This window comes from Amycolatopsis sp. GA6-003 (assembly GCF_046267895.1).
Lineage (GTDB): Bacteria > Actinomycetota > Actinomycetes > Mycobacteriales > Pseudonocardiaceae > Amycolatopsis.
In genome coordinates this window covers 8,083,525-8,098,376 of record NZ_CP176499.1, presented here as the reverse complement: position 1 = coordinate 8,098,376, position 14,852 = coordinate 8,083,525, and the positions used below count along the sequence as shown (strand labels likewise).

Here is a 14,852-nt window from a genome sequence, read left to right as displayed (position 1 = left end):
GCGCGGACGTTGCTCACCGGAAGGCGTCGACGCTGCGGCTGGCCCACGAAGCGAACGAAGTCGCCGGACGGCCCAGCACCTTCTCCGCATCGGGGCTGACGCGCAGCTCCTCCGGGAGCGGCTGGCCGAGGATGTCGAGCGTGCCGTCGGCGACCGGTTCCGGCATCTGCCGCAGCATCTGCTCGCGGGCCCGCGCCCGGTCGAGTTCGACGAACTCCAGCGGTTCGCCGAGGGCAGCGCCGAGGATCTCCGCGCGCTGCCGCGGGCTCATCGCCGCCGGTCCGGTGAGGACATAAGTCCGCCCCGCGTGACCGGCGTCAGTCAGCGCGGCCGCGGCGGCTTCAGCGATGTCGAGCGGGTCCACGGCCGGGAGCGCGACGTCGCCGAACGGCGAGAAAACCGTGCGCTGGGACCGAATCGACGGGATCCAGGCGAAGCTGTTGGTCGTGAACCCGGCAGGCCGGAGGACTGTCCACTCCAGACCGGACGACCGCACCGTCTCCTCCAGCGCGGCGAGCGGCGCGTGCGAAACCGCCTCCGGCCGGGTTCCCGCGGCCTGCGACGACTGCAGAACGATCCGCGAGACACCAGCGTCGGCCGCGGCCCGCAGAACGGCCTCCCCGTCGACGTGCGCTCCCGCGCCGGAGACCAGCAGAAACAGTGCGTCCGCGCCCTTCAGCGCCGGAGCCAGGCTGGCCGCGTCAGCCAGATCCGCGACCATCGGGGCGACCCCGGGCAGCGACGGCGGCGGCGAACTCACTCCGCGGGAAACGGCGGTCACCGCGTGGCCGGCTCCGGTCAGGGACTCGACCAGCAGGCGGCCGACGTTGCCCGTGGCACCAGTGACGACGATCATGACTTGCTCCTCGGCTAGGGGTCGAAAGCGACCCAGCGAGGCTAAATGCCGTCCTACAGTAGGTTCCCCAGGGAAAGTATTGGAGCCGCATGACCACCACCGAGCGCACCGGGGCCGATCCGCTCGCCGCGTGCCGGATCAGCCCGGCCGTCGACCTGCTGTTCAGCCGGTGGACGACCCCGATCCTCTGGACGCTCAGCCAGTCCGGGCCGGTGCGGTTCGTCGAGCTGGAACGGCGGCTCGGCGCGACCGGGAAGGTCCTGACGCAGCGGCTCCGCCAGCTCGAGCGCGACGGCTTGGTGGAGCGGCGCTCCTACGCCGAGGTGCCGCCCCGCGTCGAGTACGAGATCACCGAACTCGGCCGGAGCCTGTCGCCGGTGTTCGCCGCGCTCGCCACCTGGACCGACGAGCATCTGCCTGCCGTGGAGAAGGCCCGCGACGCGTACACCGGGCCGCTTCCGCGCTGAGGCCTCGTGCGCGGCGATCCCGGTTCTAACCGGCAGCAGCACTCACGACGTCCTGGCTAACCGGCGAACTGCTCGTTGCCCAGCACGCCCAGCAGCTGGATCTTCTCGAACGCCTCGCTGCGCGGCGGCGCGGTCAGCACCAGCAGCGCCTGCGACTGGTCCTCGGTGAACAGCACCTGGCAGTCCACCTCGATCTCCCCCAGCTGCGGATGCACGAGCACCTTGTGGTCCTCGAACCGTTTGGCCACCTGGTGTTCTTCCCACAGCCGCGCGAATTCGGGGCTCTCGCGGGTCAGCGCGCGCACCAGTTCGCCCGCGCGCGAACGCGGCCCCATCGACCCGTGCACCACCCGCAGGTTCGCCACCAGCGCGCGGCTTTGCCGGTCCCGGTCGTGCTCGGGGTAGACGAGCCGCTCGTCCGGGTCGGTGAACCACCGGTAGATCTCGCTGCGCGCCAGTCCGGTGTAGTGCGACCGGTCGCCGTACAACGCTTCCGCGAACCGGTTCTGCACCAGCACCTCGCCGAGATTCGACAGGATCAGCGCGGGCGTGTCCGACAGCCGGTCGAGCACTCGCAGCAAGGCCGGGGCGACGTGCGTCGCGGCGACGATCGGCGACGGCGCGTTGCGGCCGGCGAGGTGGAACAGGTAGTCGCGCTCGTCGTCGGTCAGCCGCAAGGCCCTGGCCAGCGCGGCCAGCATCTGCTCGCTCGGCTGCGGTCCGCGTTGCTGCTCCAGCCGGGTGTAGTAGTCGGTGGACATCGCCGCCAGCGCCGCGACCTCCTCGCGGCGCAGTCCAGCCGCCCGCCGCCGCGCGCCCGCGGGCAGCCCGACGTCCTCGGGGCGCAGTCCCTCGCGACGGCTGCGGAGGAAAACCGCCAGCTCAGCTCGATCCATGCGTCCAGTATCGGCTCGCTCCGGCCCGCCAGCCAGGGATCGCCGATCCCCCGATGTGCGCTCTCTGCCGCCGCCGCGGCGGCCGGCCGAAACTCGGTGGCATGAACATCACCGGAAACACCGTCTTCATCCCCGGCTCGACCAGCGGCATCGGCCTCGCTCTGGCCCGCGAACTGCGGGCGAAGGGCAACACCGTGATCGTCGGCGGGCGGCGCGCCGAACTGCTCGCCCGGATCGCCGCCGAGAACCCCGGACTCGACACCGTGCGGATCGACACCACCGACCCGGCGAGCATCGAGGCCGCGGCCAAGGAGGTGCTCGCGAAGCACCCGGACCTCAACGTGCTCGTGCCGATGGCGGGCATCATGCGCGTCGAGGACTGGCGCCGTCCGGAGTCCTTTTTGGACAGCGCAGAAGCGACGGTGACCACCAACGTCCTCGGCCCGATCCGGCTCATCGCCGCGTTCGTCGAGCACCTGCAGAGCCGGCCGGACGCCACCATCCTCACCGTCTCCTCGGGACTCGCCTTCGCGCCGCTGAAGGCCACGCCGAGCTACAACGCGTCCAAGGCCGCCATCCACCTGCTCAGCGAATCGCTGCGGCTGCAGCTGGCCGACACCTCGGTGAAGGTGGTCGAACTGGTGCCGCCGTCCGTGCGCACCGCGCTCCTGCCCGGCCAGGAGGAAAGCGAGTTCGCGATGCCGCTGGACGCCTTCGTCGACGAGGTCGTGGAGCTGCTCGAAACGCAGCCGGACGCCACCGAGATCCAGGTCGAGAACGTCAAATTCCTCCGGCACGGCGAGGCCCGCGGCGACTACCACCAGGTGGTGGCGATGCTCAACGCCGCGGACCCGCACGGGAAGTGAGCTACGCCAGGTACGTCGGCCTTCCCGCCACGATCGTCGCGGACACCGGCATCTCGCGGAGTTCCTTTGTGGACAGTCCACTCGGGTCGGCCGCCGTCAGCACCAGATCGGCCACGTCGCCGACCCGCACGCCGCGGCGGCCGCCCGAGGACGCGGCCAGCGCGTCCGCGAGCGGAATGGCCTGCTCCGGATGCCACGGCGGCCGTTCGTCGTCGGTTCGCCCGACCGCGGCGGCGATCCCGTCCCACGGATCGAGCGGCGCGACCGGCGCGTCCGAGCCGAGTTCCAGCCGGGCGCCGGATTCCAGCAGGGCACGGTAGGCGTACGCGCGGTCGGTGCGGCCGTGCCAATGCCGGTCGGCGACGTCGCGGTCGTCGGGCTGGTGCGCGGGCTGCACGCTCGCGACCAGCCCGAGCGCGGCGAACCTCGGCACGTCCTCGGGCCGCAGCAGCTGCGCGTGCTCGATCCGGCCCGGGCAGCCGACCTCCTCGAACGCGTCCAGCGCGATGGTGTTCGCGTAGTCGCCGATCGCGTGCACCGCCGGGATCAGGCCGTGTTCGGAGGCGCGGCGCATCAACGGCACCAGCTCCTCCGGCGGCAGCTCCAGCAAGCCCTTCTCGCCGGACCCCGGGTACGGCTCGTGACAGTAGGCAGTGCGGGTGTTGAGCGAGCCGTCGACGAACAGCTTGAACGGACCGACGGTGAGCAACCCCTCGCCCGCCTCGAGCACGTCGCCGGTCCGGTGTCCTCTTTGGATGGTCTCGTCCAGCAAATACCTCGCGATGACACAGGAAACCCGGGTCGCCGGCTTCGCCTTGGCGGCCCGGCGGGTCCAATCCGCGACCGTGTCCGCGTATTCGTAGTCGGCCACCGCGGTCACGCCCCGCTTGGCCGCGGCGGCCAGCGCGTCGGCGACCCAGCGGTCCTGGACCTCGACCGGCGCGGTCGGCAACGCCGCCGTGGCGCTCATGCAGTCGTTCTCCAGCAGGACGCCAGTCGGATGCTCGCGGCCGATCAGCTTCAACGCGGCCGGACTCAGCCACAGCGTGTGCAAATCCGCGCTGAACAACGCCACCGCGCGGCCCGGGAGCGCGCGCTGCAGCAGATCCTTGTGCGGCCGGTCGGGCCACAGCCCGTCCCGGAACCCGACGCCGACGACAAGGTCTTGTGCGGGCGCGTCGAGCAGCTTCTCCATCAGCAATTCGACCGCGCCCACCGCGGATCGCGCACTGTCCAGCGGGATGCGCCTGCGGAAACCGGCCCACTGAACGAGATGCGCGTGCGCGTCGACGAGGCCGGGCAGGAGCGTGCCGCCGTGCCCGTCGAGCACGCGCGCGGCGAACCCGGTCCCGGCGCCAGGTTCCTCGACAGCCGACACGACGCCGTCGCGCACCCGAACGTCCGCGAGCGGCCCCCGCAACCCGACCCGGACGCGGCGGAGGAGAAGATCGTCCATGCGCCCAGCCTGCCAGCCAGCCCCGTTCGGGTGAAGCCGGAATTCGGGTGCTGGGGCGGGCGTTGAAACGGGTATTCAGGAAGCATGGCAGCCGTCGCCCGCCGAAGGGTCAGGGCCGGTTCAGGAGCGCCGCCTTCACAAGCCGCGCAGGGTTCGACTCCCTCGGTTGCCGCTGAGTCTTGCTGAGCCGCGGCGGGGCGGCGTGGCGGGAGTTGCTCGGGCTGCGGGGACTGGCTTTTGACGCCGGACAGGCTTGACCGGAGGCTGACCGGACCGAAGCTGCGACCGCGGCTTCGGCGGACCGGGATCGCCGGATCGCTTCGACCGAAGCCGCCGGGCGGCTCTGATCACCGGGTGCGCCCCCCGAAACGCTTCGCCCCCGAGCATGCGCACTCTTCCGCACCCCGGAGGCCTTCCGCGGCCATCGCGAACCCCGGCCACCTCCGACTGCGCGGGCAAGCACGCCGCACCTCCCCCGCCGACCGCCAGACCCCAACACTTAGCCCTTGCGCTAACCATCGCACCGCGGCAATACTTAGCCCCATGGCTCAGTATTCATCCGCCCTCGACGGGGTCTTCGCCGCCCTCGCCGATCCGACTCGGCGGGCCGTCGTGCGGAGGCTCGGGCAGGGGCCGGCGAGTGTCGGGGATCTCGCGGGCGAGGCTCCGATGACGTTGCCGTCCTTCATGAAGCACGTGCGGATGCTCGAATCGCACGGCTTGATCCGCACCGTCAAATCCGGGCGGGTGCGCACGTGCGTGCTCAACCGCGACCGGTTCGCGCTCGTCGAGGACTGGCTCGCCGAGCAGCGGCGCGTCTGGGCCGGGCGCACCGACCGGCTCGACCAGTTCGTCACCGGCCAGGAGGACCAGCCGTGAACCCCGACCTCGATCTTTCCCTCGACCGCGTCATCCGCGCGCCCCGCAAGCGCGTCTGGGACGCCTGGACCGACCCGGCCAGCCTCGCCCAGTGGTGGATTCCCGCGCCGCTGCGGTGCCGAGTCGAGAAGCTGGACGTGCGCGCTGGGGGTGCGTTCGTCACGCGGATGAGCGAGGACGGCCGGACTTTCGTCCCGCATCTCGACGCGTGCTTCCTCGTCGTGGAGGACTGCGAGCGGCTCGTATTCACGAATGCCCTCGACAGCGAGTGGCGGCCGGCGAATCCGCAGCCGGTCGCGATGACCGCGGAAATCGTTCTTCGCGATCATCCGGAGGGCACGGATTACCGCGTGGTCGTCCGGCACGGGGATCCGGCGGCCCGGGAACGGCACGCCGACCTCGGGTTCGCCGACGGGTGGGGCACGGTCACCGGGCAGCTCGCCCGGATCGCGGAAAGCGGTGCCTGATGCGGATATCGCTCACCGCGTTCGTCACCCTCGACGGCGTCAGCCAAGGGCCGGGATCGTCCACAGAGGACACCAGCGGCGGGTTCTCCCGCGGCGGCTGGTTCGTCCCGCACCTCGACCAGGCCTTCGTGCAGCGTGCGTCCGAGTGGCTGGATCTCGCCGACGGGCTGCTGTTCGGCCGACCCGGACGACCCGTTCGCCGGGCGAATGAACTCGCCGCCGAAGTACGTCGTGTCCAACACCCTTGAGACCGGCACTTGGGCACCGGCCACCGTGCTGCGCGGCGATCCCGCGACCGCGGTGCGCGAACTCAAGGCAGCACAGGGCCGGGAGCTGCAGATTCACGGCAGCGCCCGGCTCGGCAACACCCTGCTGTCCGCCGGAGTCGTGGACACGGTCCGGCTGGTCGTGGCCCCGACCGTGCTCGGCGCGGGACGCCTGCAGTTCCCGCATCCGGCGCCGGCGACCGGGTTGCGGCTCGTCCGGCACGAAGCCACGCCCAGCGGATTGGTGCTGCTGGAGTACGACGTCACCGGAGAAGCCGCGCTCGACGACTACGCCGGGGCGTCATGAAAGGTGCGCGGCGGACACCATCGCACGGTAGACGTCGGTGTTGTCCAGAGTCCCGTCGAGCCGGTCCGAACCGGGGCCGGTCGCGGTGACCGGGGTCGGCACGCCGCTGTGGTCGCCGGTGGTCCAGTCGACAGTCAGCGAAAGTTTGGTGCCGGGAACGGGAAACGGACCGTCCTCATTGCCCTCGGGAGCGCCGTCGGTGTTCTCGATGGCCAGTCCGCCGGTCTCGTGGTCGCCGCCGATGATCACCAGGGTGTCCGGGTGCGAGCGGGTGAAGCGAAGCACCTCGGCGACCGCCGCGTCGAGGGCCCGGCCCGCGTCGAGGACGCCGTGCGCGTTGTTTTCGTGCGACATTCCGTCGATGCCTTCTTCTTCCAGGAACAGGAAGAAACCGCGCGGGTTGGCGGACAGCGTGTCGAGCGCCTTCTTCGCCATCACCGGCAGCGCGACCTTCGGCTGGTACGCGCCCTTGCCGTCCGGGCCGTAGTCGACCATGTCCTCGTTCGCGAACAGCCCGAGCAGCCGCGGCGCGCGGGTCGCGGCGAGTTCGCCGGCATTCCGCACATAGGTGTAGCCGGACCGCTTCGCCTGCTCGATGAGATTTCCGTGCGTGCTGCGGCTTTCCTCGCCCGGCTTGTCCGGCCACGCCCCGGGATCGCCCTTCGGCAGCCACCAGTCCTCGCCGCCGCCGAGGAGGACTTCCGGGCGGCTTTCGGTGATGTACTGCTTCGCGATGTCGCTCTGCAGATCCCGCGAAGGCACGTGCGACGCGAACGCGGCCGGCGACGCGCCGGTGACCTGCGCGGTAGTGACCAGCCCGGTCGACTTGCCGGCGCGTTTCGCCTGCTCAAGGACGGTCAGCAGGCGACGGCCCTGCGCGTCCTGGCCGACCGCGCCGTTGCGGGTCTTGTGGCCGGTGGCCAGCGCGGTCGCCGCCGCGGCCGAGTCGGTGACGAGTTCTTCCGGGTCCGCGGGGTCGGTGTGCACCAGGCCGGTGACCGGGAGCCGGTTCATCACCAGGTCGCCCGCCCGGCCGGTCGTCGCGAGCCGGACGAACTCCCGCTGCGCCGCGCCCATGCCGTCGCCCTGGATGTAGACGATGTTGCGTGCTTTCGGATGCCAGCCGCCGGAATCCGCGGCCGGGCCGTCGCCCGCCGTCGCGACCGCGGGCACTGCTCCGGCCACCGCGAGCACGGCCGCGGCGAGCACCATCGTCTTGCGCATCCGGATCCTCCTTTAGTTAGGAAGCTTTCCTAACATGTTTCCCGGAGCACCGCGAGAGGGTCACCTGAACGGACGTGTCCGCCGTCGGTGAACAGCACCCCGCCGGGCCGCGGCGCTCACTACGGTTGGCGCTCATGGAGACCGTCACGACGCGCACCGTCGAATACCCGGCCGACGGCCTCACCATGGTCGGGCACCTCGCGATCCCCGCGGGCACGGACCGGCGGCCCGGGGTCCTGATCGGCCCCGAAGGCACTGGTCTCAACGATTTCCAGCGCGCCCGGGCCGACGCGTTGGCCGAACTGGGCTACGTGGCGCTGGCCTTCGACCTCCACGGCGGCCGCTGGTTCACCGATCCCGACGAGATGCTGGCGCGCTGCCTTCCGCTGCTCGACGACCCCGACCGGTTGCGCGACATCGGCCACGCGGCGCTCGACGTGCTGCTCGCCGAACCGCGCACCGACCCCGGCCGGATCGCCGGAATCGGGTACGGCACCGGGGGCGCCGTGGTGCTGGAACTCGGCCGCGCCGGCGTCGAACTGCGTGCGATCGGCACGATCAACGGCCTGGTCACCGGCCGCCCGGGCGAGGCCGCGAACATCCGCTGCCCGGTGTGGGCGGGCGTCGGCTCGGAGGACCCGATCATGCCGCCCGCGCAACGGGACGCGTTCGCCGCCGAGATGCAGGACGCGGGCGTCGACTGGCGGCTCACCGTCTACGGCGGTGCCCAGCACGCCTTCCATCACCCGCCGGTCGGCCCGGAGCAGCGGCTGCTGCCCGGCGTCGGCTATCACGCGGTGCACGCCGAGCGGGCCTGGCGCGACGTCGTGACACTGCTCGCCGACAACCTGGGCTAACGGGCGAGGAACGGTCCCGGATCAGCCAAAACGCCGTGGATGGTGCGACCCGCCGCGCCCAGTGTCGCGGCGGAATCGCCGAGGGCGGACGGGCTCAGCACCGGCACTGAACCACGCAGGCCGGTCAACCGTGCCCGCAGCACCGTTTCCGCGGCGGGAGCCAGCCAGGGGAACAACGGCCCGAACACCCCGCCGAGCACGACGCGGTCCACGTCCACCAGATTGACCGCCGACGCCAGCGCCAGCCCCAAAGCCTCCCCCGCCGCGGCCGCGGCCGACAACGCCGCGTCGTCCCCTTCGGCCAAGGCGGCGGACAATTCGCCCACTGTGGACACTCCGGCCGCGGTCAGCATCGCGTCCTGCCCGGCGTAAGTCTCCAGGCAGCCCACCGCGCCGCAGCGGCAGGACGGGCCGGACGGAGACACCAGCACGTGCCCCAGCTCGCCGCCGGTGCCGCGGAACAACCGGGAGTCCACCACCAGCCCCGCGCCGATGCCGATTTCCCCGGACACGTAAAGGAAATCCGCCGCACCCGCACCGAACCACAGCTCGCCGAGAGCACCGAGATTGGCCTCGTTGTCCACCGAAACCGGGACCGGCAGGTCCAGCGAAACGGGCACGTCCCGCCACCCGAGGTTCGGCGCGCTCAGCACCACGCCGTCCCGCACCGGGCCGGACACCGCGAGCACCGCACCGGCGACCGTCAGGCCGAGTTCCCGCGCCTCAGCCAGCTCCGAAGAAGCCAGTTCCCGCACCGCCTCCAGCACGGTTTCCGCCGGCACACCACGATTGTCCCGCTCGATCCGGACCGACCGGCGGACCGTGCCGGCGAGATCGAGCACGCACGCGGCGAGATAGTCCACATTGGCCTCGAGCCCCAGCGAAGCCATCCGCTCCCCGCTCAGCGACACCTCGACGCCGGGGCGGCCGCGCTCCCCCGCCCGCACGGCGGCGGTCTCGGCCAGGAAACCCGCCTCCAGCAGCGAGCCGACCAAAGCGGACACGGTCGATTTGGTCAGCCCGGTCCGCTCCGCCAGCGCGGCGCGGGTCAGCGGGCCGCCGCGGCCGATCTCGCCGAGCACCAGCTCGAGGTTCCGCGCTCGCATCGCGTCGTGCCGAACCGGCTCCATCCGAACCTCCGCTCTTGACGGCCGGGGCGGCCGCGGCGCAGTATTTAGTCTACATCGTGAACTAAATGAAGGGACGGGCATGGCCGACTACGCCCCCGCGCCGGAGGACAAATTCTCGTTCGGGTTGTGGACCGTCGGCTGGGCCGCGGCCGACCCGTTCGGCGTCGCCACCCGGCCGCCGCTCGACCCGGTCGAGAGCGTGCACCGGCTGGCCGATCTGGGCGCGTACGGCGTCACCTTCCACGACGACGACCTGCTGGCCACCGAACCGGACCGCGACACCGCGATCGCCAAGTTCAAGAAGGCGCTGGCGGACACCGGCCTGCGCGTGCCGATGGCGACGACGAACCTGTTCAGCCATCCGGTTTTCAAAGACGGCGGCCTGACCAGCAACGACCGCGACATCCGGCGGTACGCGCTCGCCAAGGTCCGGCGCAATCTCGACCTCGCCGCGGAACTCGGCGCGCGGACCTACGTCCTGTGGGGCGGCCGCGAGGGCGCGGAATCCGACGCGGCGAAAGACGTCCGCGCCGCGCTCGCCCGGTACAAGGAGGGCCTCGACGTCCTCGCCGACTACGCGGTCGGACAGGGCTACGACCTGCGGTTCGCGCTGGAGCCCAAGCCGAACGAACCGCGCGGCGACATCCTCCTGCCGACCATCGGCCACGCCCTCGGGTTCATCTCGCAGCTGGAGCGGCCCGAACTGTTCGGGCTGAACCCGGAGGTCGGCCACGAGCAGATGGCCGGGCTGAACTTCGTGCACGGCATCGCGCAGGCGCTGTGGCAGGGCAAGCTGTTCCACCTCGACCTCAACGGCCAGCACGGCCCGAAGTACGACCAGGACCTGATTTTCGGCCACGGCGACCTCGCCAGCGCGTTCTTCCTCGTCGACCTGCTGGAGCACGGCGGCTACGACGGCCCTCGGCACTTCGACTACAAACCGCTGCGCACCGAGGATCCCGAGGACGTCTGGGTTTCCGCGGCGGCGAACATGCGCACTTACCTGATCCTGCGGGAGAAAGCCCGGGCGTTCCGCGCCGATCCGGAAGTCGCCGAAGCGCTCGCCGCGTCGCGGGTGCCGGAGCTGGCCACGCCGACGCTCGCGCCCGGCGAGACCCTGGACGACCTGGCGGCCGACGAGTTCGACGTCGAAGAAGCCGGCCGGCGCGGTTATCACTTCACCCGGCTGAACCAGCTGGCCTTGGAGCACCTGCTCGGCGTCCGCTGCTGAGCCGATCGTTACTGATCCGACCACAGCCACGGCCTAATGGCTTCGTAGCAACGGTGGCGTGCCGGATGGGGGGTCGGCCTGCTTTTGGTCGGATCAGTAAATCGGGCGACACGGGCGGCGGCGGTGTTTTACCGTTGCGGGCAACACGTTGACGGAGACAAGTAGCGCAGGGCCCCGCGAGGGACAGAGAGCTGCCGCCGGTGAGAAGGCAGCGTCGCGGCCCCGCGCGAAGACACTCCCGAGTGCGGGGAGGAAATGCCCCGCCGGCCCGGCCGCCGTCATCCGGCCAGAACGAGGCCGCCCACCGGCGGCGAAGGTGCGGTGGCACCGCGAGTGTCCCTTCTCGCCCGCACCCCCAAGGGGTCGCCGAGTGCGCTCAGGAGAAGGAATTGAGTACCCGCACCCCGGTGGCCTGCCTGCGCGACCGCGTGGGCTCCACCGTGACGATCGCCGGCTGGGTGCACCGCCGGCGCGTGCTGAAATCCGTGGCGTTCCTGGTCGTGCGCGACCGGTCCGGCACCGCGCAGGCGGTTTTCGCCGAGCCGCCGGCGGTCGCCGAGGAGACCGTCGTGCGGCTCACCGGGCAGGTGGCCGCCAATCCCCAGGCGCCCCAAGGGGTTGAGCTGCGCGAGCCGGAGCTGGAGATCCTTTCCGCGCCGGAAAAACGGCCGCCGTTCGATTTGTATCGCCCCGAGGTAGCCGCCGGTTTGCCGGTGGTGCTGGACAACGCGGCGGTCGCGTTGCGGCATCCAGTGCTGCGGCGGCGGTTCGAGGTGGCCGCGGGCAGCGTCGCGGCGTTTCGCCGAGCATTGGACGCGCAAGGATTCACGGAAATCCACACGCCGAAGATCGTGGCCACCGCGACGGAATCCGGGGCGAATGTGTTCCGGCTCGACTACTTCGGACGCCCGGCTTATCTCGCGCAGTCACCGCAGTTTTTCAAGCAGGCCATGGTGGGCGTGTTCGAGCGGGTGTACGAGGTGGGACCGGTCTTCCGGGCCGAACCCCACGACACCGCCCGGCATCTGGCGCAATACACGAGCCTCGACGCGGAACTGGGCTTCATCGCCGACCACCGCGACGTGATGGCGGTGCTGCGCGACGTCGTCGCGGAAATGGCCGCTGCCGCCGGACCGGACGCGCCGGCGGTGCCGGAAGAAATTCCGTCGATCGATTTCGCGGCGGCACAAGAACTTCTGGCCCGCAACACCGGCGAAGACCCGCGCGGCGAACCGGACCTCGCGCCCGCGCACGAACGGTGGCTGTGCGAATGGGCCGAGCGAGAACACGGGTCGGAATTCTTGTTCGTGACCGGATACCCGATGGCGAAACGGCCGTTCTACACCCATCCGGACCCGGCGAACCCGGCCAGCTCGAACAGTTTCGACCTGCTCTTCCGCGGCCTGGAACTGGTGACCGGCGGCCAGCGGCTCCACCGCCACGCGGACTACCTGGCCGTGCTCGGCGAGGCGGCCGGGCAGTACTCGGACTACCTCGACGCGTTCGCGTACGGCATGCCGCCGCACGGCGGGTTCGCGATCGGGCTCGAACGCTGGGTCGCGCGGGTGCTGGGCGTGGCCAACGTGCGCGGCGCGACGCTGTTCCCGCGAGACCTGCACCGCCTGCGGCCCTGACTGCCGGTGAGGGGAATCCTGAGGGACTTTGATTCCCTCGGGGTTCCCCTCACGTCACTTGGCCGCGAAGGTGAGCGCGCCCAATGCGGTGACCAAGGGAGCCAGCTCCGGAAGCTCCTCCGCCTCGGCGAGCGCGGCCGACAGCGCCGCGTCGTGCGTCGGGCGGGCGGCGGCCAGCAGCTTCTGCCCGGACGGCGTCACCTCGGTGTAGATGCCGCGCCGGTCGTCCTGGCACAGGTACCGCGACAGCAGGCCGCGCTCCTCCAGCCGCGTGACGAGGCGGGTGGTCGCCGACTGGCTCAGCACCACCGCGTTGGCCAGCTGGCTCATCCGCAGGTGGAAGCCGTCCTGGCGGCCGAGCACGTCGAGCACCGTGTACTCGCTCACCGACAGCTCGTGCTCGGCTTCGAGCGCGCGGTTCAGCCGGTCTTCGATCCGCGCGTGCAGCGCCGCCAGCGTCCGCCAGCCTTGCGCGCGCGCCTCGACAGCGTCGTCCGACACCGACATGGTGCACCTCCTCCAGGCGGCCCCGGTTGCGGGCGGCCGCGGCCCCGGGCACTGTCGGCGCAGGTCAATGCGGTTGCAAGTATTGCGTGCGCCGGTAGTGCCCGTAAGCCACTCTACCCGCGAACCTCCGCGAGGGCCGGTGCCGCGGGTTTTCCGCGGCCGACTCCGCGTTTGCCGCCGCCCGGGGGCGGGTAAATTGACCGGGCTGCCCCGGCGGAAGGTGAACCGGCGATGACCGACTCTGGCGATTCGGACGCGGCCACGACCGCGAGACGGTTCGCGCTGGGCCGGTACGGGCCCGCTCCGCTGGTCCTGGCCGGCCGGTACGAGCTGGTCGAACGGATCGGCGAAGGCGCGACCGCCAGCGTGCACCGCGCCGAGGACCGCGAAACCGGGGCCGAGGTCGCGGTGAAGCTGTTCCACGCCGGAGCGGTCGAACTGGGCCGCAGCCGCCGGGACCAGGAGATCGCGGCGCTGCGCGCGGTGCGGCATCCGGGGCTGGTCGGGTTCGTCGACGCCGGGGTGGACGAGGGGCACGCGTACCTCGTGATGGACTTCGTCCCCGGGCCCAACCTGTCCGAATGGCTGCGCTCCGGGCCGCTGCCGCCGGACCGGGTCGTGGAACTGGGCGCGCAGCTGGCCGAGGCGCTCGCCCACGTGCACGCGCACGAGGTGACCCACCGCGACCTCAAGCCCGCCAACATCCTGATGTCCGGCGACGGCCCGCGGATCGCCGACTTCGGCGTCGCGCGCATCGTGGACGCGACCCGCGTGACCGACACCGGCGCGGTCGTCGGGACGGCGGCCTACCTCTCGCCGGAGCAGGTGCTCGGCGAGCACCCGGGCCCGGCCTCGGACGTCTACGCGCTGGGCCTGGTCCTCCTGGAATGCCTCACCGGCGTCCGCGAGTACCCGGGCACGGCGGCGGAAACGGCGGTCGTGCGGCTGCACCGGGCGCCGCGGATTCCGCCGGACGCGCCGGAGCCGCTGGCGAGGACGCTGCGCGCGATGACGCTGCGCGATCCGGAAGAAAGACCCTCCGCGACGGCCGTCGCGCGGGCGTTGCGCGGCACGGAATCGTTGCGCCTTCCGATCAAGACGCGGCTGGCGGTCTTCTGCCGCCGCCACGAGGTGTCTCGGCGGCGCGCGGTGCTCGCGGCGGGCCTGCCGGTGGTGCTGGTCGCGGTGGGGGCCGTGCTGCTCGCCGCGCCCCTCCACCCGGACACCGGCTCCGCGCCCGGCCCCGGACCGGCTCCGGTTTCCCCGTCTTCTTCCGCCGCGTCCCATGCGCCGGACCCGGCTCCCCGGCTTTCGCCGTCCGCGCCGCCGGTCCGTTCGACGAACGCGGCCGCTCCCCCGCAGACCACGACGGTTCCGCCCGGCACGACGCCTCCGACCGCGTCGGCCCCGGACAATCCGGAAAGCCAGTCGAGCCCGGCGAGCCAGCCGGGCCGGACCCCGCCGAAAACCCCGCCGGGACAGACGAAACCGCCCCGCAACACGGCGACCGGCCCGCCGAGCGACAAGACTCCACATTAGACAGACCCGGACCGCCGCGGACCACCCGGTCGGCTGACGCCGGGCAATTCGGTGGCGAAGTCCGTCCCGGCGCGCGATCCTGGTGGCGAGCCGGGGAGGTGATGGCGATGACCGCACACGCGCGTCGATTCGGACGGCAGTGCCGCGAACACTTCGAGCGCCCGGAACCCGCCCGCGCGTCCGAGCCGGAACCGGACGCCGCGTCCGCACCGGCGCCGGAACCGGCCGCGGAACCGGAGCCGGAAGTCCAGCCGGGAAAGTAGTTTTCCC

17 protein-coding genes are annotated in these 14,852 nt (G+C 71.6%); 11 read left to right on the top strand and 6 right to left on the bottom strand.

What is annotated here, in order from left to right; all coding sequences use genetic code 11:
• Positions 1-13 precede the first annotated feature (13 nt).
• Positions 14-856, bottom strand: coding sequence for an NAD(P)H-binding protein (locus F9C12_RS36510; RefSeq protein ID WP_409463493.1), 843 nt, complete (start codon positions 854-856; stop codon positions 14-16).
• Between the two features lie 89 nt (positions 857-945).
• On the opposite strand from F9C12_RS36510, the gene F9C12_RS36505 reads away from it, so the two are divergent.
• Positions 946-1,323: a winged helix-turn-helix transcriptional regulator gene (locus F9C12_RS36505; protein WP_409186287.1), complete on the top strand. Its 378-nt coding sequence runs from the start codon at positions 946-948 to the stop codon at positions 1,321-1,323.
• 56 nt (positions 1,324-1,379) lie between these two features.
• Here the strand turns inward: F9C12_RS36505 and F9C12_RS36500 are convergent, their stop codons facing one another.
• Positions 1,380-2,219, bottom strand: coding sequence for a helix-turn-helix domain-containing protein (locus tag F9C12_RS36500; protein WP_409186286.1), 840 nt, complete (start codon positions 2,217-2,219; stop codon positions 1,380-1,382).
• A gap of 101 nt (positions 2,220-2,320) precedes the next feature.
• Here F9C12_RS36500 and F9C12_RS36495 point away from each other — a divergent pair, with 101 nt between their 5' ends.
• Positions 2,321-3,085: an SDR family oxidoreductase gene (locus F9C12_RS36495; RefSeq protein WP_409186285.1), complete on the top strand. Its 765-nt coding sequence runs from the start codon at positions 2,321-2,323 to the stop codon at positions 3,083-3,085.
• A 1-nt stretch (position 3,086) separates the two neighbouring features.
• On the opposite strand, the gene F9C12_RS36490 is transcribed toward F9C12_RS36495, so the two are convergent.
• A complete protein-coding gene (locus F9C12_RS36490; protein WP_409463492.1) occupies positions 3,087-4,541 on the bottom strand; it encodes an amidohydrolase in 1,455 nt (484 codons plus the stop codon).
• A 543-nt stretch (positions 4,542-5,084) separates the two neighbouring features.
• Here F9C12_RS36490 and F9C12_RS36485 point away from each other — a divergent pair.
• From F9C12_RS36485 to F9C12_RS36470, 4 genes are read left to right on the top strand one after another with little or no spacing between them, the layout of a single operon-like run.
• A complete protein-coding gene (locus F9C12_RS36485; RefSeq protein ID WP_409463491.1) occupies positions 5,085-5,420 on the top strand; it encodes an ArsR/SmtB family transcription factor in 336 nt (111 codons plus the stop codon).
• Entirely contained in the window at positions 5,417-5,887 is a 471-nt protein-coding gene (locus tag F9C12_RS36480; protein ID WP_409463490.1) for an SRPBCC domain-containing protein, read from the top strand. The genes F9C12_RS36485 and F9C12_RS36480 overlap by 4 nt, the downstream gene beginning before the upstream one ends.
• Positions 5,887-6,135: a hypothetical protein gene (locus tag F9C12_RS36475; RefSeq protein WP_409463489.1), complete on the top strand. Its 249-nt coding sequence runs from the start codon at positions 5,887-5,889 to the stop codon at positions 6,133-6,135. The genes F9C12_RS36480 and F9C12_RS36475 overlap by 1 nt, the downstream gene beginning before the upstream one ends.
• A complete protein-coding gene (locus F9C12_RS36470; protein ID WP_409463488.1) occupies positions 6,119-6,460 on the top strand; it encodes a dihydrofolate reductase family protein in 342 nt (113 codons plus the stop codon). The genes F9C12_RS36475 and F9C12_RS36470 overlap by 17 nt, the downstream gene beginning before the upstream one ends.
• Here the strand turns inward: F9C12_RS36470 and F9C12_RS36465 are convergent.
• The gene (locus F9C12_RS36465; protein ID WP_409463487.1) at positions 6,455-7,684 is read right to left on the bottom strand and encodes an alkaline phosphatase; all 1,230 of its coding nucleotides are present in this window, start codon (positions 7,682-7,684) and stop codon (positions 6,455-6,457) included. The genes F9C12_RS36470 and F9C12_RS36465 overlap by 6 nt on opposite strands.
• Before the next feature lie 134 nt (positions 7,685-7,818).
• On the opposite strand from F9C12_RS36465, the gene F9C12_RS36460 reads away from it, so the two are divergent.
• A complete protein-coding gene (locus F9C12_RS36460) occupies positions 7,819-8,541 on the top strand; it encodes a dienelactone hydrolase family protein (protein WP_409186278.1) in 723 nt (240 codons plus the stop codon).
• Here the strand turns inward: F9C12_RS36460 and F9C12_RS36455 are convergent.
• Complete coding sequence (locus F9C12_RS36455) at positions 8,538-9,671, bottom strand: ROK family protein (protein ID WP_409463486.1); 1,134 nt, start codon at positions 9,669-9,671, stop codon at positions 8,538-8,540. The genes F9C12_RS36460 and F9C12_RS36455 overlap by 4 nt on opposite strands.
• Before the next feature lie 79 nt (positions 9,672-9,750).
• Here F9C12_RS36455 and xylA point away from each other — a divergent pair, with 79 nt between their 5' ends.
• Together xylA and aspS are read left to right on the top strand one after the other, a co-directional pair.
• Positions 9,751-10,902, top strand: coding sequence for a xylose isomerase (gene xylA / locus F9C12_RS36450; protein ID WP_409186276.1), 1,152 nt, complete (start codon positions 9,751-9,753; stop codon positions 10,900-10,902).
• A 389-nt stretch (positions 10,903-11,291) separates the two neighbouring features.
• Positions 11,292-12,536 carry an aspartate--tRNA(Asn) ligase gene (gene aspS, locus F9C12_RS36445; RefSeq protein ID WP_409463485.1) on the top strand — a complete coding sequence of 415 codons (1,245 nt, stop codon included), beginning with the start codon at positions 11,292-11,294 and terminating at the stop codon, positions 12,534-12,536.
• 54 nt (positions 12,537-12,590) lie between these two features.
• On the opposite strand, the gene F9C12_RS36440 is transcribed toward aspS, so the two are convergent.
• Entirely contained in the window at positions 12,591-13,043 is a 453-nt protein-coding gene (locus F9C12_RS36440; RefSeq protein WP_409186274.1) for a MarR family winged helix-turn-helix transcriptional regulator, read from the bottom strand.
• A 231-nt stretch (positions 13,044-13,274) separates the two neighbouring features.
• On the opposite strand from F9C12_RS36440, the gene F9C12_RS36435 reads away from it, so the two are divergent.
• Positions 13,275-14,582: a protein kinase domain-containing protein gene (locus F9C12_RS36435; protein ID WP_409463484.1), complete on the top strand. Its 1,308-nt coding sequence runs from the start codon at positions 13,275-13,277 to the stop codon at positions 14,580-14,582.
• Positions 14,583-14,689: 107 nt separating this feature from the next.
• Positions 14,690-14,845 (top strand): hypothetical protein, encoded by a 156-nt coding sequence (locus tag F9C12_RS36430; protein WP_409186272.1) that lies wholly within the window; start codon positions 14,690-14,692, stop codon positions 14,843-14,845.
• The last annotated feature ends 7 nt before the right edge of the window (positions 14,846-14,852 follow it).